Origin of the sequence: Vibrio maerlii, from assembly GCF_003415655.1 — a bacterium.
GTDB lineage: Bacteria > Pseudomonadota > Gammaproteobacteria > Enterobacterales > Vibrionaceae > Vibrio > Vibrio maerlii.
This window is the reverse complement of the sequence record NZ_QRHC01000002.1, coordinates 308659-328957: the sequence shown is the minus strand read 5'-3', so window position 1 is coordinate 328957 and position 20299 is coordinate 308659. Positions and strand designations below refer to the sequence as shown.

General features: G+C 44.7%; 19 protein-coding genes and 1 tRNA gene. 15 read left to right on the top strand and 5 right to left on the bottom strand.

All coding sequences use genetic code 11. The annotated features are described in order from the left end of the window. Positions 1-16 precede the first annotated feature (16 nt). The gene (locus DPF91_RS02455; RefSeq protein ID WP_117232841.1) at positions 17-538 is read right to left on the bottom strand and encodes an NADPH-dependent FMN reductase; all 522 of its coding nucleotides are present in this window, start codon (positions 536-538) and stop codon (positions 17-19) included. 305 nt (positions 539-843) lie between these two features. Here DPF91_RS02455 and DPF91_RS02450 point away from each other — a divergent pair, with 305 nt between their 5' ends. Then, complete coding sequence (locus DPF91_RS02450; protein WP_117232840.1) at positions 844-1563, top strand: class I SAM-dependent methyltransferase; 720 nt, start codon at positions 844-846, stop codon at positions 1561-1563. Here DPF91_RS02450 and DPF91_RS02445 read toward each other — a convergent pair. Continuing rightward, the gene (locus DPF91_RS02445) at positions 1560-2894 is read right to left on the bottom strand and encodes an ABC1 kinase family protein (protein ID WP_117232839.1); all 1335 of its coding nucleotides are present in this window, start codon (positions 2892-2894) and stop codon (positions 1560-1562) included. The genes DPF91_RS02450 and DPF91_RS02445 overlap by 4 nt on opposite strands. A 308-nt stretch (positions 2895-3202) precedes the next feature. On the opposite strand from DPF91_RS02445, the gene DPF91_RS02440 reads away from it, so the two are divergent. The 12 genes from DPF91_RS02440 to DPF91_RS02380 all read left to right on the top strand — a co-directional run bounded on the left by DPF91_RS02440 (position 3203) and on the right by DPF91_RS02380 (position 15932). Beyond that, a complete protein-coding gene (locus tag DPF91_RS02440; RefSeq protein WP_117232838.1) occupies positions 3203-4426 on the top strand; it encodes a dipeptidase in 1224 nt (407 codons plus the stop codon). A 114-nt stretch (positions 4427-4540) separates the two neighbouring features. Next, positions 4541-5473, top strand: a complete 933-nt coding sequence (locus DPF91_RS02435) for a helix-turn-helix transcriptional regulator (RefSeq protein WP_117232837.1) — start codon at positions 4541-4543, stop codon at positions 5471-5473. 102 nt (positions 5474-5575) lie between these two features. Further along, complete coding sequence (locus DPF91_RS02430) at positions 5576-6802, top strand: dipeptidase (protein WP_117232836.1); 1227 nt, start codon at positions 5576-5578, stop codon at positions 6800-6802. A gap of 283 nt (positions 6803-7085) precedes the next feature. Continuing rightward, positions 7086-7169, top strand: a tRNA-Leu gene (locus DPF91_RS02425). A gap of 11 nt (positions 7170-7180) precedes the next feature. Next, complete coding sequence (locus DPF91_RS02420; RefSeq protein WP_277392887.1) at positions 7181-7783, top strand: DUF2913 family protein; 603 nt, start codon at positions 7181-7183, stop codon at positions 7781-7783. Positions 7784-7957: 174 nt separating this feature from the next. Continuing rightward, the gene (locus DPF91_RS02415) at positions 7958-8605 is read left to right on the top strand and encodes a winged helix-turn-helix domain-containing protein (RefSeq protein WP_117232834.1); all 648 of its coding nucleotides are present in this window, start codon (positions 7958-7960) and stop codon (positions 8603-8605) included. Beyond that, positions 8598-9047, top strand: coding sequence for a hypothetical protein (locus DPF91_RS02410; RefSeq protein WP_117232833.1), 450 nt, complete (start codon positions 8598-8600; stop codon positions 9045-9047). The genes DPF91_RS02415 and DPF91_RS02410 overlap by 8 nt, the downstream gene beginning before the upstream one ends. A 201-nt stretch (positions 9048-9248) precedes the next feature. Continuing rightward, complete coding sequence (locus DPF91_RS02405) at positions 9249-10547, top strand: efflux RND transporter periplasmic adaptor subunit (protein WP_117232832.1); 1299 nt, start codon at positions 9249-9251, stop codon at positions 10545-10547. Continuing rightward, a complete protein-coding gene (locus DPF91_RS02400; RefSeq protein WP_117232831.1) occupies positions 10547-13642 on the top strand; it encodes an efflux RND transporter permease subunit in 3096 nt (1031 codons plus the stop codon). Before DPF91_RS02405 ends, DPF91_RS02400 begins: the two co-directional genes overlap by 1 nt. Positions 13643-13647: 5 nt before the next feature. Beyond that, a complete protein-coding gene (locus DPF91_RS02395) occupies positions 13648-14136 on the top strand; it encodes a winged helix-turn-helix domain-containing protein (protein WP_117232830.1) in 489 nt (162 codons plus the stop codon). 102 nt (positions 14137-14238) lie between these two features. After that, a complete protein-coding gene (locus DPF91_RS02390) occupies positions 14239-15174 on the top strand; it encodes a LysR family transcriptional regulator (RefSeq protein WP_117232829.1) in 936 nt (311 codons plus the stop codon). 506 nt (positions 15175-15680) lie between these two features. Then, positions 15681-15932 (top strand): DUF6482 family protein, encoded by a 252-nt coding sequence (locus DPF91_RS02380; RefSeq protein ID WP_117232827.1) that lies wholly within the window; start codon positions 15681-15683, stop codon positions 15930-15932. A gap of 10 nt (positions 15933-15942) precedes the next feature. On the opposite strand, the gene DPF91_RS02375 is transcribed toward DPF91_RS02380, so the two are convergent. The 3 genes from DPF91_RS02375 to DPF91_RS02365 all read right to left on the bottom strand — a co-directional run bounded on the left by DPF91_RS02375 (position 15943) and on the right by DPF91_RS02365 (position 17828). After that, a complete protein-coding gene (locus tag DPF91_RS02375) occupies positions 15943-16635 on the bottom strand; it encodes a flavin reductase family protein (protein ID WP_117232826.1) in 693 nt (230 codons plus the stop codon). Between the two features lie 29 nt (positions 16636-16664). Next, positions 16665-17048 carry a thiol-disulfide oxidoreductase DCC family protein gene (locus tag DPF91_RS02370; RefSeq protein ID WP_117232825.1) on the bottom strand — a complete coding sequence of 128 codons (384 nt, stop codon included), beginning with the start codon at positions 17046-17048 and terminating at the stop codon, positions 16665-16667. Between the two features lie 165 nt (positions 17049-17213). After that, positions 17214-17828 (bottom strand): hypothetical protein, encoded by a 615-nt coding sequence (locus DPF91_RS02365; RefSeq protein ID WP_117232824.1) that lies wholly within the window; start codon positions 17826-17828, stop codon positions 17214-17216. Between the two features lie 180 nt (positions 17829-18008). Here DPF91_RS02365 and DPF91_RS02360 point away from each other — a divergent pair, with 180 nt between their 5' ends. Further along, a complete protein-coding gene (locus DPF91_RS02360; RefSeq protein WP_117232823.1) occupies positions 18009-18848 on the top strand; it encodes a histidinol-phosphatase in 840 nt (279 codons plus the stop codon). Between the two features lie 105 nt (positions 18849-18953). Further along, complete coding sequence (locus tag DPF91_RS02355) at positions 18954-20270, top strand: DASH family cryptochrome (RefSeq protein ID WP_117232822.1); 1317 nt, start codon at positions 18954-18956, stop codon at positions 20268-20270. Positions 20271-20299: the final 29 nt, after the last annotated feature.

The following is a 20299-nucleotide window of genomic DNA, read 5'->3' as shown; positions in this document are numbered from 1 at the left end:
TGGTAGCCTCATTAACTTAAATTGCTGACAGGGCGTCAGTTAAACTTTGGTTGAACTCGCTATGAGTCACAATACTGTTCTCACCATCAAAGTTGTCGTAGAAGCTCGGTAGTGAAATAGCACCAATGACATTGGCTGCAAAATAGGGCGCTGCAGTTTTGGCTGCATCAAGTACCGTCTGCGCGCCATTTTCGCCAGGTGATGTTGAGAGCATCAAAACAGGTTTATTTTGGAACACCTTCATATCGACTCGGGACGCCCAGTCGAATAAATTCTTGTAGGCTGAGGTATACGTACCATTGTATTCGGCAAACGAAACTACAATCACATCGGCATCACCTATCTCATTGTAAAACTTGTGTGCCAGTTCATGCACTCCGGACTCTTTTTCTCTGTCTTCGCTGTAGATTGGCATCTCGAAATCGTTAATATCGAGTAGTAAAACCTCACCGTCTTTTACTTGACGTGCTGCGTAGTGAGCCAGCTTTTGATTGATTGAGTTTTTACTGTTACTTGCGCCAAATGCCAGAACTTTCATTGTTATCCCCTTAGAAAATAGATTGGTCAGCACCCATGATGTTTTTGCACTGAGTTGCTTGTCTGTATAGTTGCTTTCTTTTGGGGATAGTCTCAGACCTCAACTTAGGTTTAGGTCAACCATTAATTTAATTTTTTTGTATTAACCAGAAAATACAGTGAGTCAGTCATATAGCGAGCGAAAAAATTTACAGTGTAAAATTCCAATATAGGCATAATTGACATACAGCTAACTTAGCCTATCTTCTCTCAGTTATTCATCATAGTTACACTACAGCCCTCACTAACTTACCGGACGCTGCCACTATGAAATCTAAAATGTATTCTACTTTCGCAAAGCAATATGACCGCGCTGTACAAGACAATGTTTACAATGCGTATCTAGAGCGTCCGACACTACAATCGATGCTACCTGAAGTGGATGGCTTGTCTGTTCTCGACCTTGGTTGTGGTTCTGGCATCTATGCGGATTATTTGTTGCAGCAAGGTGCAGAGAAGGTAACTTGTGTTGATGCGTCACAAGATATGGTGGGCTTGCTAACCGAAAAATTAGCTGAGCAAGTCGATAGAGGACAAGTAGTGAGTTACGCGCAAGACCTATCGACTGGTTTGCCGAATGAGGGTGATGACAGTATGGACTTAGTCATCTCGCCGCTAATGCTGCATTACATTGAAGACCTGAATCCACTGTTCAGCGATGTCTATCGAGTGCTACACACCGGTGGCAGCTTTGTATTTTCAACTCATCACCCATTTGCTGACTTTGAGTGTACGAAGTCAGGTAACTACTTTGAACGTGAGCTGGTCCAAGAAGAGTGGAACACAGTTGGGGAGCCTGTTGAGGTAACGTTTTATCGCCGTTCATTGACCGAGATTACCAATGCACTGACAGAAAATGGACTTGCGATCACCCAGCTATCTGAAGGCAAAGTGTCTGAAGAAGTTAAGATGATGGACCCTGAACGCTACGACTATCTTTCCAAGAACCCTAACTTCCTCTTTGTTAAGTGTATGAAGATCGGTTAACTCGCGACTCGTTCTTCTGGAGCAAGAAGATAAGGCTTAACTAGCCTATGAATGTTTACTCTTGCTCCTAGTCTTGCCGCTAGTAGATACATGCCTGCAATCTTACGATGCAAGAAGATGGCATCAGCGGGTGGAGTGTGCCAGTAGTCCTGCTCCATGCTAAGCACGGTGCCTGCTTCTCTTAGTTTTTGTGCGAGACCACTCTCACCAAAATCGTATTCCTCATCGACCATCATGGGTTCGCACGCCAGTGTGACAAGATTGAGGATAGATTGTCTCTGTGACGGGACGATATCTTCGCTAAAGAAACCAATCTGTTCCAATGCTTGATTTAGACCACCTTCATTGTTGTGTAAGACGGATGAAAAGGCGAGCTGATATCCGCGACTAAAGCGATCACCATATTCACGTGTAGCACCGAAATCGAGTAGGCCAATTTGGTTTGTTTGCTCTATAAACAAGTAGTTAGCGAAATTCGGATCGGTTTGTACCATTTTGAGTTCAAACAGCTCGCGAAACAGAAGCTCTAATAGTCTGTGCATCGCATTGTCCCGAACGCTTTGCGTAAGGTGTCCAATGGTCTCAATTGACTTTCCGTTGACAAAACTCATCGCTAAAACAGACTGTGACGAAATATCTGGATAGATATTGGGAACGACAAAGTGCGGAGAGTCTTTGAGGGCATCTCGATAGCGAATACAAAACTCTGCCTCTCGTTGATAGTCTGCTTCGTCATGAAGCTGCTTTTTCGCTTCTTCAAGTAGCCCTTGGTAATCGACGGAATCGGGAATGAGCCCCACAACTTTTAGCAGAGTACCTACGTTGTCGACATCACTGTCGATGCTTTTCTTGATCCCGGGATATTGAACTTTGACCGCAACCTTATCCCCAGCATCATCATAAGCTTGGTGTACTTGCCCGATGGAAGCGCTAGCAATGGGTTTGAAGTTAAAGGCTGTAAAATGGGTTTTCCAATCCAACCCTAATGCCTCTTCCATCACCGCGTTGAGCTGCTTGGAGGGAAGAGGTGTTGCATCCGATCTTAGCTTGGACAGAATCTCAGCCAGTTCTGGCTCAAGTAGATCGCCTGCATCCATCGATAACATTTGTCCCAATTTCATCGCCGCGCCACGCAAATGAGAAAGCTGGTCAGTGAGGCGCTTGATGTTTTGTGGGGTCAGTAGCAGGTCTTTTTTACTCGGGCGCTTACCTTGGATGACTTGCTTTGTCCCTTCTGTCACCAGGTTGCCTGCCACGCGCGCGGTTAGGGAGGCTAATTTACCGAATCTTGAGATACGACTGGTTGGGATGCTGCGCTCTTTAGTAGACATGAAATTCCTCTCCGTTGTTATGTTCATGTGTACGAGTTTCAGTATCTAACAGTGCAATCCGATTGAATAGTCTTGTTTGGCTCAGTTTGTGTCGATGCAGTAAGTATTGGTTGTTCAATTATGCCACCTTGTTGTGAAGACCGTTTCCATCAGGAGGGAAGTGGCGTCGAGAGTTAATTCTGAAATAGTGAGTAAGTTTTCCTATGTCTCTTTTATGTTTTCCTATACTTATTTGAAATCATTGATGGTTTGCTAATTTTTAGGCTTTGTTGAGTCAACAGCGTCGTAAAGTTGGAGAAGGGAATAATATGCGAAAATTATTACTCGCAATGGCAATTGCGTCTGCCTCAAGCAGCGTTATTGCATCAGTGGAAACCAAGGACTGGTATGAGGATGCTTCACCGGAAGCCAAGCAATATGTAAAAGATAATATTGTGTTGGATTTCTACGCGTCTCCTTTTGGCACTGGTTGGGATAAAGATTCTGAGGTTGCTCAATATATTAACCTTGCTCATGATCGTGGTGTAACCGGAGCATCTATTACCCTTGGTGCACCTCACACACCAAATCTTCTTGCCTTCAAATCTGAACATGCAAAATGGAAGGCTGCAACTACAGCTGCGAAAGCCCCGATCCGTTATATAGACAGCGTCGAGGATTTTAAGCTCGCACATGAAAATGGTGAGTATGCGGTGATGTGGAACAGCCAAACGACGATGCCATTGGAAGGTGATGTCGCGAATGTTGCTGTTTTAGCTGAACTTGGTGTGAAAAGCATGCAGCTGACTTACAACGAAACGGAGCTGACAGGATCGGGCGTGATCTCAATGATCAATGGCGACACAAGTGGCTTGACGGATTTTGGTAAGAAAGTGTTAGATGAGTTAGTGAAAAACGGTATCACAGTCGATTTGTCTCATACGTCGCACTATACAACTCAAGGTATTACCGATTACATGCAAGCCAATCACAAAGGTGTACCAGTGATTTACTCCCATTCACCTATAGCATCGACCTACGGTTGCGAGCCTCATGAAACGTTAACTGAAACTCAGCAGCGTATGGCTAAGCAAAATCTCAGTAAAGATGATCCAAACTTCCGATTAGCCGCCTGCTACCGACTAATCTCTGATGAGCAGGCGAAGACAGTTGCAGACATGGGAGGTGTGATTTCAGTAACGGCTACTGAGTGGATGATGGATGGTATATGGCCAGAAGATATCACTCCAAAACAGTTTGCTGAAATGATTGATGGCGCGGTAAAAGTTGTTGGCGTCGACCATGTCGGAATTGCTACTGATGATATGATGACTACAGCTAAAGTGGTGCCATTCACTATTGCGAACCCGGATAAGTACGCTGATAACGGCTACATGGTCGCCGCTTTCAACAAAGGGTCAACAGGGTGCGCAGAGCTTTCAAAACATATTGCCGGCGTAGTGGATAGTTTGTGGGAGATGGGCTATTCCAATGACGACCTAGAAAAACTGTTTGGTGGCAACCTAATGCGTGTTTACGCTCAGACTTGGTAATGCTTAGTTCAGACGTTACAACCATCAAAATTCAACGCTCACAAATGCAAGTTTGTGAGCGTTTGTCCATTGTCAGTAATAAACTCTATTTAAAGAGAGTTTGGAGCTTTTGAGTTGATAACCCTGATAAACAAGCACGCAGCCATCATTTTGATTGAAACCCTTCAGAATCAAGTCGTCGACGCTTGGCCGTTGATCAATCGCGCTCAGGTTCCCATTTATCTTGATACGAGCCCTGTTAAGTGGACCAATTTTCGCTCTCTTCTCAATCTTTTGGAAGAATCTCGAGATACACTTCCTGCACTCGAGTTCATCAAGTTAATTCAAAACTCAGCCCTAAAATTCGCTGAATATGTTCATTCACATATTGATGGTGAAGCGAAATCACTTTCAGTTCTTGTGGAGCAAATACCCGTGCGCTCTATCTCGGTAAATACAACGACAGACAAAGTATCTATCGAACTGGCTATTCCTATCGAAGATGAATCCTTGTTTCTTGCAGAGCTCTATCTACTGGCTGTCACTCATTTTTATTTAAAGGCAAACCAACCGAACTTAGATGAGCCAATTCAATATCACCTTAAGTTTCCACAAGCAGCTGAGCTGAATAAGTTGCAGGCGAATAGTCGCACGCCGCAGTTTTTAGGTCAGAATCAAACCGCCGTTTTTTACCGAACAACACTTGAGTTTGAAACCTTTAATCAGCGTTATAAAAAAGAAGAGCTCTCATACTCACAGCAAGTATTGAGTGCTCTAGAGGGTTACATTGGTAGAGAAAACCTCACCATCGAGCAGTTCGGTGAAATTGTAGGGGTCAGCGAGCGAACCATTCAACGCCATCTAAAAAGCGAGGGGATGACCTTTCGCAAAATCAAAGAGTCACTCAATGTAGCCTTTGCTAAACGGGTGATGATTCAGCGTGACGCTTCTATCTCTGATGTTTCAGAGCACTTGGGCTATGCCGATACCTCTCAGTTCATCCGAGCATTTAAAAAGTCCGAAAACATTACCCCTTATCAATGGCTAAAAGGCATGCGTTCTGAGTAACATAATATATAGCCGCCAATCGACATCAATGTCGTAAATTGCACATTTTTAGTTTTCATTATCGATATATTTTACCTCGAGACATGAATTGAGGTGACGAAAATGAAAAAACTACTTATCGCAACACTAATCGCAGCAGCAACGTTTGGCGCACAAGCATCGATTGAAACTAAAGACTGGCACGACAAAGCAACCACAGAGGCTAAGCAGTTTGCTCAAGAGAACATTGTCTTAGATTTCTTTGCTTCACCTGCGGAATTTGGTTGGACGTCGGAGCGTATGCTTGGCAATTACATCGATCTTGCTCATAGCCGTGGAGTAACCGGTTCGAGTATTACTATCGGAACACCATCAGAGTCGACCTGGGACTTGTACATGACCGCTCTTAATAAATACGAGAAGGGCATTGATGTTGCAACCACACCAATCATTCGAGTTCGTAATGTTGAGGATTTCCAGCGTGCACACGATGAGGGGGCTTATGCAGTTATGTGGAACAATCAGAGCACTATGATGCTAGAAGGCGATGCAAGCCGCGTTAAGACTCTCCATCAGCAAGGCATCCGTTCAATGCAGCTCGTTTATAATGGCAAAGAGCTGACGGGCTCAGGCGTGATTGCGATGCTTAACGGGCAAGACTCTGGTATCACTCAGTTCGGTAAAGAAGTGATCGACGAAATGGTGGAGCACGGGATCACCGTCGACTTTTCCCATAACTCAAGCTTATTGATTAACTCGACCCTAGATTATATGGATCAGAAACATCCTAATGTTCCGGTGATTGTATCTCACTCACCATTGGCATCGACTTATGGCTGTGAGAACAACGAGACCCTTAAACAAACAGCTGAGCGTATGGAAAAATTGGGCTTAAAAGAAGGCGATGAAGACCACCGTCTGGCTGCTTGTTACCGCCTCGTGTCTGATGAAGATGCACAACGTATCGCTGAGCGTGGTGGTGTGGTTTCGGTTACTTTCACCGAGTGGATGATGGATGGCCAATGGAAGTCAGACATCACGCCAAAAGACGCAGCAATGATGGTAGATGGCGCAGTGAAAGTACTGGGTGTGGACCATGTCGGTATCGCAACCGATGACATGCAGACGGTTGAACAAGTGGTCGCCTTTGCATCGAAGTATAAAGACTCTTACGCAGATAATGGTTACATGCTCAATGCATTCGACAAGGGCGCAACAGGCTGTGCAGAGCTGGCGAAACACATCGCTGCGTTAACCGATGAACTGCGTAAGATGGGCTACAGTGACTCAGACTTAGAGAAAATCTACGGTAAAAACCTAATGCGTGTTTATGCTCAGACTTGGAAGTAAGTTTAAGCACTACTGATAGCTGAAGCTAGCCAATAATAATCAAAGCCCGGGGCCTTACTTGCTTGCGGGTTTTGTTGTTTTTGGGCGACGCTTGTAGGTAGAATGGAACAACTGCTGCTTTTATGACCGAATGATCTGTATGAAGTACCGAGAAGCTATACAGTAAACGTAAACTTAGTTATGCTCACCATCTATTAATAAATTGTTATGTAAATTGTGTTGCGGTTATTATCCAAACAAGATTTGCGACAATTATTGAGACATTCCATGAATTGTTGAATGTGCCGAGATGGTGAAATTGGTAGACACGCTAGCATGAGGTGCTAGTGCCTTAGGTGTGAGGGTTCGAGTCCCTCTCTCGGCACCATTATCTATATTTTGAAATTACTTCTATCTAACGACGAAAAAATTCAATTAAGCCTTAGGGATTTAGCCTTGAGTGCTTTGCTATATCTCGAATTTAAGAAACTCGATAGATCTAAGCCTCTTTCATTGGCGGAAAAGAAGTCACTGCTATCCGCTTATCTAAAAAAGCAATCGACGAATCCTCGCCACAAGATCATCAAAAAGAAGATCAAATCGCTATTGGCGACAGCTTCTAAAAGCCAGGTTGACCTTGAACTTTTATTTCTTGAGGCGATCAATTACTTCAGCGATGTGCCACCAACCCACCTCGAAGAGTTTTTCTTGATGGTGAAAGCGATTGAGACTGAGTTTGGCACCACTTTGATGCTGTCTACACCTCAAAAAGTTGATTTGAACCACAAGCCGGGCAAGCCTTTCTTATGTGCGCTTTCTGAAGACCTCAACGCACACTTTTCGCAAAACGGTAGGTTAACCTCTCAGGTGAGCTTCCTTGCCCGTTTATCTGACTATGAGCGTTCGATATTGCTTGGTGTTATCGCTAAGTTTCATCGCTTTGATATCCAGATTGATTATCAGGATGAGAACTTCATCCGCTTCTCACTGTCAGCGCAATAAAATGTCTGTCGTTCCTCGCTAAAGAGTGAACGAATCTAATCGATTGTAATCATATAGAAGCCCATTTTTATATAAGCTCGTTCTGTTATAGAACATAAGGCGAAACTGGGCTTTTTCATTATGTGAAAATTAAGATAAAGTTAAGTTAATAACCTATAAAACAGACGATTATCTATGCTGTTGATTAATGATAAGTACATTTTTAATGCGTTGACAGGGATCTTGGAAGAGCGTGACAGCGGAGTGAAAGTCTCACTCGGTGGTAATGAAGTGGCGTTCTTACAAATGATGATTAACCACCCAAAAGAGCCACTATCTAAAACTCAACTACTTGAAGAAGTATGGTTCAGTAAAGGTGTGGTGGTTGAAGAAAGCAGCCTACTTAATACGGTATCAACGGTTCGCAAAGCTTTAAATGACCGCGGCGGGGAAATCATCACCACCATCCGTGGTGTCGGTTACCAGTTCAATGGTCGTGTGGAAGAGTTTGATGAACGTGCTGATAAGCAGGCTTCAAAGCAAGCGATTAACTACCCAAACCCTCTCGCAACGAAACGTAATAACCTTGCCTATCTTGGCGCTTTTACCGCAAGTGCATTGTTGGCTTTCTTTGCTTACACATCGCTCAGTTCACCATGGGTGTCTGCGGATTTTAGCGAGGAAAGATACATAGGTTGTGTCGTGCCAACGGACAATCCCGATAAGCCGATTGTGTTGAATAATGTCCGCAGTTTTAGCACGGGTGATCAGGTGATTCTTGTTGCGAATAATGGTGAGTCGGTGAGCTATGTGCCATCACAATTGGAGGTGAACTGTGAATAAAAAAATACTATTTGCCTGTGTTGCTTCTGGTTTGATTGTTGGAGTTTTGGCGGCGTCGTTGAGCTCACCAACGGTTTCACATGAGATGCAAAGCGATACCAAATTGCTCGTCAAAGCAGACAAAAAAATGAATCTTGTCGAACTCAATTCTTCTATCAATTTGAAGCGCTCTGGTTTGTTCGACATGTACTTTTTGACCAAGCAAGGCTTCGGCTTTAATTCCGCAGGACACTATCAATTTAATCGCCATGGCCTTTCTTTAATCCCTGAATCTTCTGAGCAAGTTCTGCCAACACCAGAGGATGCTTCCTTGCTGGAGATGATGTTTTCACAACGTGGCATGCATTCAATGGAAGAGCTGAAAATCATCCCTGTTTCTGAGCAGCAAATGGTGATCGTCGCACCAAAGTACTCTTATTTGTTCACTAAGAAATCAGATTAATGTAATTAACCTCATAAAAAAGCCCTCTTGGACAGAAGTGTTTAAGAGGGCTTTTTAGATCTAAAAATCCTTTTAAATCATTGTTTTGATATTTTTTAAGGTTTGTTAATGATGAATTATTATCGCGCTGACAAACCCCTAACTTTGGCGAAAATTTCTTCGGTATAACTTTGGCAACTTTCATTACATAGAGTCGCCGAAATGAAGAAAACTAAGACTTTGTCCCTTTCTATTTTGTCACTATCTGCTTTGTCATTAGGCATTTTAGCAGCGTCAGGAAATGCACATGCAGAGACGAAAACAACAATACCAGTGACGGTAGAAACGACTCAGCAACGAGTCTCTAGCTTAACGATCGATGAGGTGGGAAAACTCAAGGCAACGGATTCTGCAGCACTCACATTCAGTGCTGGCGAGAAGCTAAAGCTGCTTAATTTTAAAGATGGTGATGTGGTTAAAAAAGGAGATTTAATCGCTCAGTTAGATGACTCCCAAGCGAAAGCCGAACTCGACAAAGCGAAGAGTTCTTTAGCGCTTGCAGAGTCAAAATTAGACCGTGTTCTTGCGCTACTAAAGAAACAACCAGATTCGATGTCTGAGCAAGATGTTGAAGAATTAAGGCAGCAAGCAAAACTGGCTAAAGCCGATTTCAAACAGAAGAAAATTGGTCTTCAAAACTACCAAATGGTAGCGCCATTTGATGGTCAGCTAACCAACTTTACCCACTCGCTAGGCAGTCGTGTTGAAGCAGCAACGGTGCTAGTGAGTCTTATCAAATTAGACCCAGTAGAAGTGCATTACTCGATTTCTCAATCAGAAGTGGGTAAGGCAAAAATTGGTCAGCCAGTCGCTTTGAAAGTGGATGCGTATGGCGATACGGAGTTCATGGGCCACGTTGATTACATTGCACCACTTGTCGATGAGCAATCGGGTCGTGTTGAAATTCACGCGCACTTTAACAACCAAGATAACCGTCTTGTACCGGGCATGTTTGCCAAAGTAAGCCAAAGTGTGGGTGATGAGTCCGATGATGTCATCGTTTCTCAGTCCGCTATCGAGACCAATGGTGATGAGCGCTTCGTTTGGGTTGTAGAGAATGATAAGGCGATTAAGCGCCCTGTTGAGCTCGGTACGAACACCAACGATGGCTACGTTGCTATCGACACTGGTCTAGAGGTTGGTGAAACCGTGGTTGTTACAGGCCGCCAAAATCTAAATGAAGACTCACTGGTCTCTATTCAAGCAACTAAATCGGAAACCAACTCAACGCCTGTTGAGGCAGTTGCAACAGAACAAGCGGAGTCAACAACACAAGCAGAGCCAGCAAAGCGCGTTGATTCTCCAGTGACGCTGCCAGCGCGCACCCTTCCAGCCCAGCCTGAAGAAGAGTTCGTTGGCCCTGTTCAACCTGAACAACAAGAAACCGAAGTTCCAGAGACAAGCAAGGAAGCCGAACAGAGTGTAGATCCACAAGTGGATACCACTGCGGAGGTTAACTGATGAAGCTACCTGAAATATGTATTAAACACCCAGTACTCGCCTCTGTGCTGAGTATTGCGATAGTTCTGATAGGGCTTGTGTCCTATCAGAAGCTGGCGATTCAATACTTTCCGGAACGCCAAACTGCGTCTGCGACGGTCAGTGCATCAATTACCGGTGCCAGTGCTGAGTTTATGTCACAGAACGTGGCGGAAGAGCTTATTACTGCGGTAACAGGCTTAGACAAAATCAAGACTATGACCACCGACTGTCAAGAAGGCAGCTGTTCTTTGAAGATTCAGTTTGAGGATGGCATTAGCGATGTTGACTACGCCAGTCTGATGAATAACCTTCGTAGCAAAGTAGATGGTATCTCAGATTTTCCGCCGGCGATGACAGACAAGCCAACGGTGACGGATGATTCTTCAGAAACGTCTATGCCGAGTAACATCATCACCTTTGTGAATAAGGGCTCGATGGATAAGCAGGAGATGTTTGATTTCATCAACCAGCAGCTTTCTCCACAGTTCAAGAATGTGCAAGGTGTCGGCGGAGTTTGGGGCCCGTATGGTGGTTCAAGCAAAGCGATTCGAGTTTGGCTCCAGCCTGAGCGTATGGCGGCTTTGAATGTCAGTGCATCTGATGTTGTGGGTACGCTGAGTACTTACAATGCGACGTTTACTGCCGGTACCATCAAGGGTGAAGTGCGTGATTTCTCGATTAACCCAGTAAACCAAGTCACCACCATTGAAGACGTACGTGACCTCGTTTTGCGCGTTGATAATGGCAAGATCATTCGTGTGAGCGATATTGCTGATATCAAAATGGGTGAAGAAAGCCTAGAGCCAAGTATGTTGCATGTTGATGGCAACATGGCGATGTCTCTTCAGGTACTACCGCTCAAAACAGAGAACCCAGTCACCGTGGCAAGCCGTGTTAAGGCAGCCATGGAAGAGATGCAGGTGCCAGACGATATCGAGATGAAGATGGTCTACAACCAGGCTGACTTTATCGAAGAAGCGATCGACCAAGGCTTTATGACCTTGCTTGAGGCTATCGTGCTTGTTGCCGCGATTGTGGTGTTGTTCTTGGGCTCGCTGCGTGTAGCCGCGATTCCTCTGATTACTATCCCGGTGTGTGTTATCGGTGTGTTTGCCGTGATGGCAATGCTTGGATTTAGTATCAACGTACTGACGATTCTGGCGATCATCCTAGCAATTGGTTTGGTGGTTGATGATGCAATCGTGGTTGTTGAGAACTGTTACCGCCACATTGAAGAAGGTAAATCGCCATTTGAAGCGGCACTAAAAAGCTGTAAAGAGATCGTCTTCCCAGTTATCGCGATGACATTGACACTGGCAGTGGTTTACCTGCCAATCGGTCTAATGTCTGGTCTAACTGCTGACCTATTCAGACAGTTCGCTTACACCCTTGCAGCATCGGTCATTATCTCTGGTTTTGTGGCGTTAACCCTGTCACCAATGATGAGTGCTTACATGCTTAAGTCTGTATCGACCTCACCTAAATGGTTCCAGTGGGTAGAAGCTAAGCTGGATGCGATGACAGACAAGTACATGGTTTACCTCAATGCTTGGTTTAAACGTCCGGGCGTAGTTATCGGTGGTACCGCTGCCTTGATCGCTATCTCTGCTGTTGCTGCTTGGTATATGCCGAAAGTTTTACTTCCAACTGAAGATACTGGCTTTATCGAGGTGACGTCGCACGGTCCAGCAGGTGCAGGTCGTCTTTATGACTTAGAGAACGCAGACCAAGTGAACGCAGTGATTAAAGGTGATGATGCCATAGAAGCAAACCTAGCTTACATCGAAAGTGCACCAACTAACCACGTGCTATTAAAATCTTGGGAAGAGCGTGATAAGAGCGCAGATGAAGTCATTAATGAGATGATGGAAAAAGCGAGCAAGAGTATCTCTGCCTACACGACTTCGTTCTCAGTGCGCTCTGCAGATAACTTGGATGTGGCAACGAACCTAGTGCTTGAAGTAACGACGGTTAACCGTGATCTAAAGGCGCTTTCAGATACGGCTGAACAAGTTGTTAAGTTGCTGGAAGACTATGAGGGTGTGACCAATATTGACCACTCAACACACCGTGATCAGATTCGCTTTGATATGTCGATTGACCGAAATGCGATTGTGCTTTCAGGTGTGAGCTACAGCAACGTGACCAGCGCTATCTCTACCTTCTTAGGTTCGGTTAAAGCGGCGGATCTACAAGCGGACGACGGCTTTACTTACCCAATTCAGGTACAAGTGAACCGTCAGGCACTGGGTGACTTTAAGGTTCTGGATAAGCTTTATGTGAGCTCAGAATCAGGTCAAAGACTGCCGCTGTCTCAGTTTGTTTCTATTAAGTCAGTAACGGCAGAATCAAATATCAAGACTTACGGTGGTAAAGATGCTGCGGAGATTACCGCAGACCTAATGCCTGGTTACAGCGCGAGCGATGTTCAAGCCTTTGTTGATGCTGAGCTACCTAAGCTGTTAAAAGCCGGTCAAAGTTATGAATACAACGGCGTAATCAAGGAACTGAATGAATCCGAAGCGGGCATGCAATTGCTGTTTGGCTTGGCGTTGGTGTTTATCTTCCTGATTCTTGCTGCGCAGTTTGAGAGCTTTGTGGACCCACTGATCATCCTAATCACCGTACCCCTGTGTTTGGTCGGTGCAGTACTGACCTTGAGCGTGTTTGGACATAGCTTGAACCTGTACTCGAAGATCGGTCTATTGACTCTGGTTGGCTTGGTAACGAAACACGGCATCTTGATTGTTGAGTTTGCCAACCTAAAGCAGAAAGAAGGTCATAGTGCGATGGATGCGGCATTGATGAGTGCGAAATCTCGTCTACGCCCAATCCTAATGACGTCTCTTACAATGATCATTGGTTCATTGCCACTGGCATTGGCAGAGGGCCCCGGCTCGCTAGGTCGCATCAATATTGGTCTTGTGCTGGTAGGTGGTTTGACGGTCGGTACTTTCTTCTCGTTATTCGTTGTGCCAATGGCTTACGTTGGGTTTGCATCGCTAAAAGAGCGAGCTCAGCGTAATCGGCAAAACAAGGGCGACGAGAAACCTGAACTCGTGACTGAGGGTTAATCGTTATGTTGCTGATTAACGGAACCTACGTAGTGGATAACCAGAGTGGTTTTATCCAAAGCTTGAGTAGCAATATTCGCCACTCGGTTGGAATGAACGAGATTTTGTTGCTCAACTACATGATGAAACACCGAGGTAAAGTACTCAGCAAGCAAGAGCTCATGGATGAGGTCTGGCACAAGCGTGGCATGATGGTAGAAAACGGCAGTTTGCTGCACTCTATCTCAAGCTGTCGCCGCGGCCTAGAGGACCGCAGCGGAGAAATTATTTCTACTGTGCGCGGTGTTGGTTATGAGTTCACAGGAGACGTGAGGCATATCAATAGTCTTGCAGAAGTTCGCACTGAATCCAGTGTGACTGAGGAATCGGCACCGATTGATAGAAGTTATCGTTCATCCCTCCTTGTTGAAGAGGTGAAGGCAAACCTTGCTGTTATCGCGGCAGGAGTGGCAGGCTCGCTGGTTCTAGGCTTTGTGTGGTTGTTTTTATTCTAGTTGTTAAATATTGGCGGGGGAGGTTTTAACAAGTTAATTGCTATCTAACCTTCAAATTATCTATTAAAGTTTCAGTATGATTTTCAAATTTGAGTTGATAGCGTGTTATTGCAAGATCTAGAAGTGATTCTAAAAGTGGCAGAGTTTCGAAGTATTACTGCAGCAGCGACTAATTTAGATATGCGAACGGCCACGGCAAGTGCGGCGGTGAAACGAGTAGAGGCGGCGCTAGGGGTTGAGTTGTTTGTGCGAACCACTAGGCAATTGCGCCTTTCTCCTGCCGGTGAACGTTACTTACCACAATGTGAGCAAGCGATGTTAATGCTCAATCAAGCGAAACAAAACGTTCAAGAAGAACAGGGGATTATCGATGGTGAAGTGCGTATTGCGTTGTCATCGGATCTAGGCCGCAACATTATCACCCCATGGTTGGATGCTTTTCTTCAAGATTACCCTAACGTGAGTTTGCGTAGCAGCATTAGCGATAGCAATATTGATTTTTATCGAGACTCCGTTGATATGGCTCTGCGCTATGGGTCACCAACAGAGGCCAATATGTACGGTTTTAAGATCTGTGATGTGCCTAGGCTACTCTGCGCGAGTGAAACTTATCTTGCTGAGCACGGAGAGCCAAAACACCCCGACGAGTTGGCAGAGCACAATGGTCTCTTCTATCAGCTTCATGACATCTTGCAGGATGAATGGACGTTTACCAAAAATGATGAAAAGTACAAGGTTAAGCTCAAGGGAAATCGAGCATCAAACGATGGTGACCTGGTCCGTCGATGGTGTGTGTCTGGGCTTGGGCTCGCAATGAAATCGAGTCTGGATATGTCACAAGATCTTTTGCAGGGTAATGTTGTCAGTATCATGCAAGATTATCAGCCGCAATCGACGGAGCTCTGGTTGGTATGCCCAAGTCGCCAATCCATTACACCAACCGTTCGCTTATTAAGAGACTATTTTAGAGAGCAAACTAAGCAACTGCTGTCTCAGCTGGTGGATAAGGGGGTATTGGGCCCCGAAGCGCTTAAATAGAACCTATAAGTTACAACTCGATACAGATTAATGAAGGCCAAGCCGGCAATCGCAATGAAAATGTGTCTTGAGGACGCTTTATCACGAAGTCGCCTAGATTTGGCCTTTAAATATAAAAACCGGTGTAACAACAGATTTTGACCAACCTAAACCGTTTAATAATCTACCGTGCTAACCAATTTGGAGTGGTGCTCTTCACAGAAAACCCCGGCTTCATGGTCGGTATGGCCTTCATGTTCAGAGTAGCCATCAAAGTGGCATTCTCCTATCTCATTTCGTGGGCACACGGGTACGTTATTCCTAGAAACTAATTCTGTTCGACATGATGGGCAATGGCTCATGGCTCCTCCTCACAGATTTCAAGTGGCACGTATAAGACGGTTATTCGTTAATATAGTTGTGGTGATCAGTTTGTGGCAGGGGAGAAAAGTAACAGAGTATGTCACCTGATCATTCTGTCCATCTAAGCGTAATAGTCTTCATGGACACGATATGAGGTTGCCAAGATGAATCTATTAGTTGAGTCACTCGAAGGGGATATTTATTTAGCGTTTGAAGTGCAAGGCGACAGGAAACAAGCACTGCTAGACAACCAGAATAAACCGATAAAATTCCACAGCTTGAAGCAAATCAGGGACTATTGCGAGGGTATGTCGATAGACACGGCTCTTTTGCAGCATAACAGTGCTTACGACGAGATGTGTGGCAGCCAGTCGATGGGGCAAAACAGTATGACCATCGACCTAAAATGGTACTAAAGAGGTTGGATTACTCCACCTCTCCTTGTTCGTTCTTTAATCCTATCGCCTTCCAAGAGGAAGGCTCTCCTTCTCTGGTCAAAGGGAAAAGCCTGTGCCCTGGTTTTGCATAGTTAAGACGGCCAATCCTCTGCGTCATGTGATAGGAATCTAATCCGGACACCGTAGCGACATCCAATGCCTCAATATCAATGAAGCCATCAGGCATTACTGCCCCCTCATTAACCATGACGAGTTTGATCTCACCAATGATTAATTCTGTGCTGTTCACTTCAAGTGTCTGATGACTAACAAGCTCTAACCATATTTTGATCGAGCTTTCTAAAACAAATGGCCCTTTCTTACCCTTGTAAAAAGGTGTGAGTCCAACAGCTTCAAATTCAGAAACACATTTCGAGTATCGAGCAGATGTCTGATGTGCTGAAGCGATGAAATCAGTACACACAGAGTTGATTGAATAGGCTTTGGTTTCGAGAATATTATCTAACGTGTGACGTTCGACGCTGGCTGGCCGGATAATGAAGCCCATCAGCGCTGGGTTGGCACCGAGGTGAAATACTGAACTCACAATAGACAAATTTTCATTGCCTTCTTTGTCCAATGTGCCGATGAGATTCGCGCTCTTAAATCCAGAAAGACTATTAATGAAGCGAGCGCGACGGCGTGAGTCCATCGATGCAATGATTTCTTCTGTGTAATCCATAGCGCGAGCCCTCCGGTTGGCAATTGAAATTAATCGATTCTGCAGCTCTCACATCGTGATGTACCTGTTAGCAAGTAAGAGATTCGGTACCGGTTTCGAGCAAAGTAGAGATAGATTTTATCCGCCAATGGGCGGATTATTTTCCAACGAAGAGGTGCATATAACCAACCTCGTCCCAACTTTCCCCAAGCTTGATGGGCCGCGTCTAGCCCCAAATATAACGTTCCCTCGCTATCAATTGCATGAAGGATGAGGTTGGCCTGCTTTGGGTCAATCTGTGGAAATTCGGCAAACTCTTCGCTATGAATGTCCACTGTTCTTATCTGATTGGTATTGTCGTATCGGTGTAATGAACGCATCTCACCCACACAAAGTGGACAGGTTCCATCGTAAAATAAAGTTAACTTAGCCATATATTTAGATCTTCATTTCGACATTATTTAAGTACGAAAGGATGACTCAAATTGGTCAATTAAAATTAAATTATCGACCCGTTTCATTAGGAAGGTGCGGTCACTGTTGGCATCTGCAATACTCTCGGACTAATAAACAGGAGTTCCGGTCGGTACTAACTGAGCCTAGTTACACAACTCGACGTCGTTTTGTTGCGAGATAACATACTCTCCATTTTGGTAAACATACTCAAACTCGGTTCTGGAGCACATACCGTTCTTCCACGTTGCCTTAAGGGCCAGCCAATCATTGATGGTTTGTCCTGTCGGCTCTAGGTTCCTGGTCGAGACATTTCCAATCACTTCAAAGGCTTCTGTCTCTTGATTAAACGTGTAGATGTCTGTGGTGCACCCACCTGTTCCGCAAAATAGGTGGCTACTTAGCATCAGCTCAGGGAGCCCATCTTGGTTAAGATCGAACGCATTACCTTTGTCGCTATGCAAAACATCGATTGAATAAGCAGACGAGAATGGTTTCTCTAGCACCTGGCCAAACTGCTCTTCAAACCAATGGCCAATATCAACCTCAAGAGTTTCAAAAGCATTGGTGAACCCTGGTACTTCTTGCTGCATTGACTCAATAGATGTGTAGCGTTTAATCGGGTCGCTTTGCATTGCCGCTTCACTAGAGATGGAAGAATTGGTGGAGCAGGCGCTAGTCATCATGATGAGCGATGTGACGGCAATACCAATTATTGTTGAAAATAGCTGTGGGTGAGTATTCGATCTGTAGACACACATCAAGACTAACCTATCCAAAAGTGATGTTATCTATTGAATTTAGCAGGTGGGATAGAGTATTTCAGACTTTAAATCTAATTTGTGGTTTGGTGTCATAATCGGGTATAGGTTTTTTGTTAATCTGCGAAGAGATAAATAAAATCAGCTGTAGTGCACGTTCGAAGTGCGAAGGGATTAATCATGCTACTCACCAACTACCACATGCATTGCCATTATTGTGATGGTAAAGGCTCTCCCCAAGATATGATCGCCAGTGCGAAAGAAAAAGGCTTTCAATCTGTTGGCTTTAGTTCACATGCACCGCTTCCATTTGAAAATGACTTTTGCATGCTGCAAGAGAACTTGGAGTCTTACCTGAAAGATATTATGGCGGTGAAAGATGACTCTGATATACAAGTCTATATGGGTTTAGAAATTGATTATATTCATGAGCTTACCAAGCCTAGTGATGAAAAATGGCAAAAGCTAGGCTTGGATTATTGTATCGGTTCGGTGCATACATTAGCTGCACCCAATGAGCAGTATCCAATGCTCAGTGTTGATGGCCCTCACGATGAGTTTATGACCTTGCTCAATGAGGTGTATCAAGGCAATGCTCAAGAAATGATTGAGGTGTATTACCAGCGTGTGGCTCAGCTTTGTGAGTCAGGGGGCTTTGATATTCTGGCCCACTATGATTTGGTTAAAAAGCACAACAAGGCACTCAATTTTTTCGATGAGCAGGCTCAGTGGTATCAAGAGATTGCAATATCAACTCTCGATACGGTAGCGAAGTCGGGTGTGATCCTTGAGGTGAACTATGGCGGGATGCTCCGCGGCGCAACCGATGATGTCTACCCATCGCCTTGGATACTGAAAGAAGCGCTGAAGAGAAACATACCGGTGCAGATCAATGCCGATGCTCACGCGCCACATCACTTGGCTGTTCATCATGATAAGTGTCGTGAAATATTGTTAGACGTTGGCTATACACACCATCGAGTTCTGCTAGATGGCCAATGGCAAGATGTAGAGCTTTAGTACATCTGTTTGATGACCGCTTTTAGTCTAATTTATTGAAAAACTTGATCTTAAACTATGCCATCACGTATTACTCTGAAGTGATGGTATAGGTGAGGATAAAGCGTGAAAAAGAAGATTGGACTTTATTGGTTTACTAACGACCTGCGGATTAAGGACAACCCAGCTCTAAAGAAAGCAGCTCAGAGTGTAGATGTTTTACTCTGTTTGTATTGCTACCCCCCAATCTCGCCTTTTCTGAAGCATTACTCCCAACAGAACAGTTTCGGCGCTGCAAAAAAGCAGTTCCTTGATGAGTCGTTGTTCAACCTTTCCATCTCGCTAAAGGGACTGAATCAGGAACTTGTTATCGTTGACCAGAATCCTCTTGAAGCGCTTAGGCTGAGTATTGAAAACTGCCAAATTTCGCACATATTTTGTTCTCAGATTGCTGGCTCAGATGAAAGGCGTGTTCTGGATATTATCCAAGATCAGCACCCTGAAGTCGTCATCGAACACGTCAATAATCACGCGCTGTTTGAGGCAGAGCAGTTGCCTTTTGAGCTAGAAAGTTTGCCCGCAACCTTCACGCGTTTTCGCAATAAAGTTGAAAAGAGAACGATTGAGGCGCCAAGTGGCGATTTGAACTCACTCCCGCCGCCGTTGCAATTCACTCCATTCGATTCCCAAGATATTCAGGTTAGGGATGCGAGAACAGACTTTAAAGGGGGAGAACAAGCAGGTTTGAAGCATTGCTCAGACTACTTGACTCAAAAACATGCGAGTACTTATAAACAAACTCGAAATGGCCTTTCTGGCATGGATTACTCCACTAAGTTTTCCCCTTGGCTTGCTCATGGTTGTGTATCAGTTCGATGCCTTTACACCATGCTAAAAGCGTATGAGGAGCAGAACGGCGCGAATGATTCTACTTACTGGATTTACTTTGAGTTGCTGTGGCGAGAGTACTTCTATTGGTATGCGCGATGTCATGACAAAAAATTGTTTTTCTTCTCTGGTATCACTGGGCAAGCCCCTCTGACCACGTTCTACTCCCAACGCTTTAAGTCTTGGCAATCGGGGCAGACGCCATTTCCGATAGTGAATGCTTGCATGAATCAACTTAATGAAACCGGTTATATGTCCAATCGAGGTCGACAGCTTGTGGCCAGTTGCTTGATACATGAGCTAGGCATTGATTGGCGCTATGGTGCTGCCTATTTTGAAAGCCAATTGATTGATTACGATGTCGGTTCTAACTGGGGAAACTGGCAGTATTTAGGAGGGGTAGGTGCCGATCCCAGAGGCTCTCGGCGCTTTGATTTGCAAAAGCAGACTGAAATATACGATCCGTTTGGTGACTTTATTGAAGAGTGGGGTGGGAACAATAAGATAACCCAAGTCGATGCGGTTGATATGGTCGATTGGCCACTATCGAAGTAGTAAGGGAATAGCGATGAATAAGTCAGAGA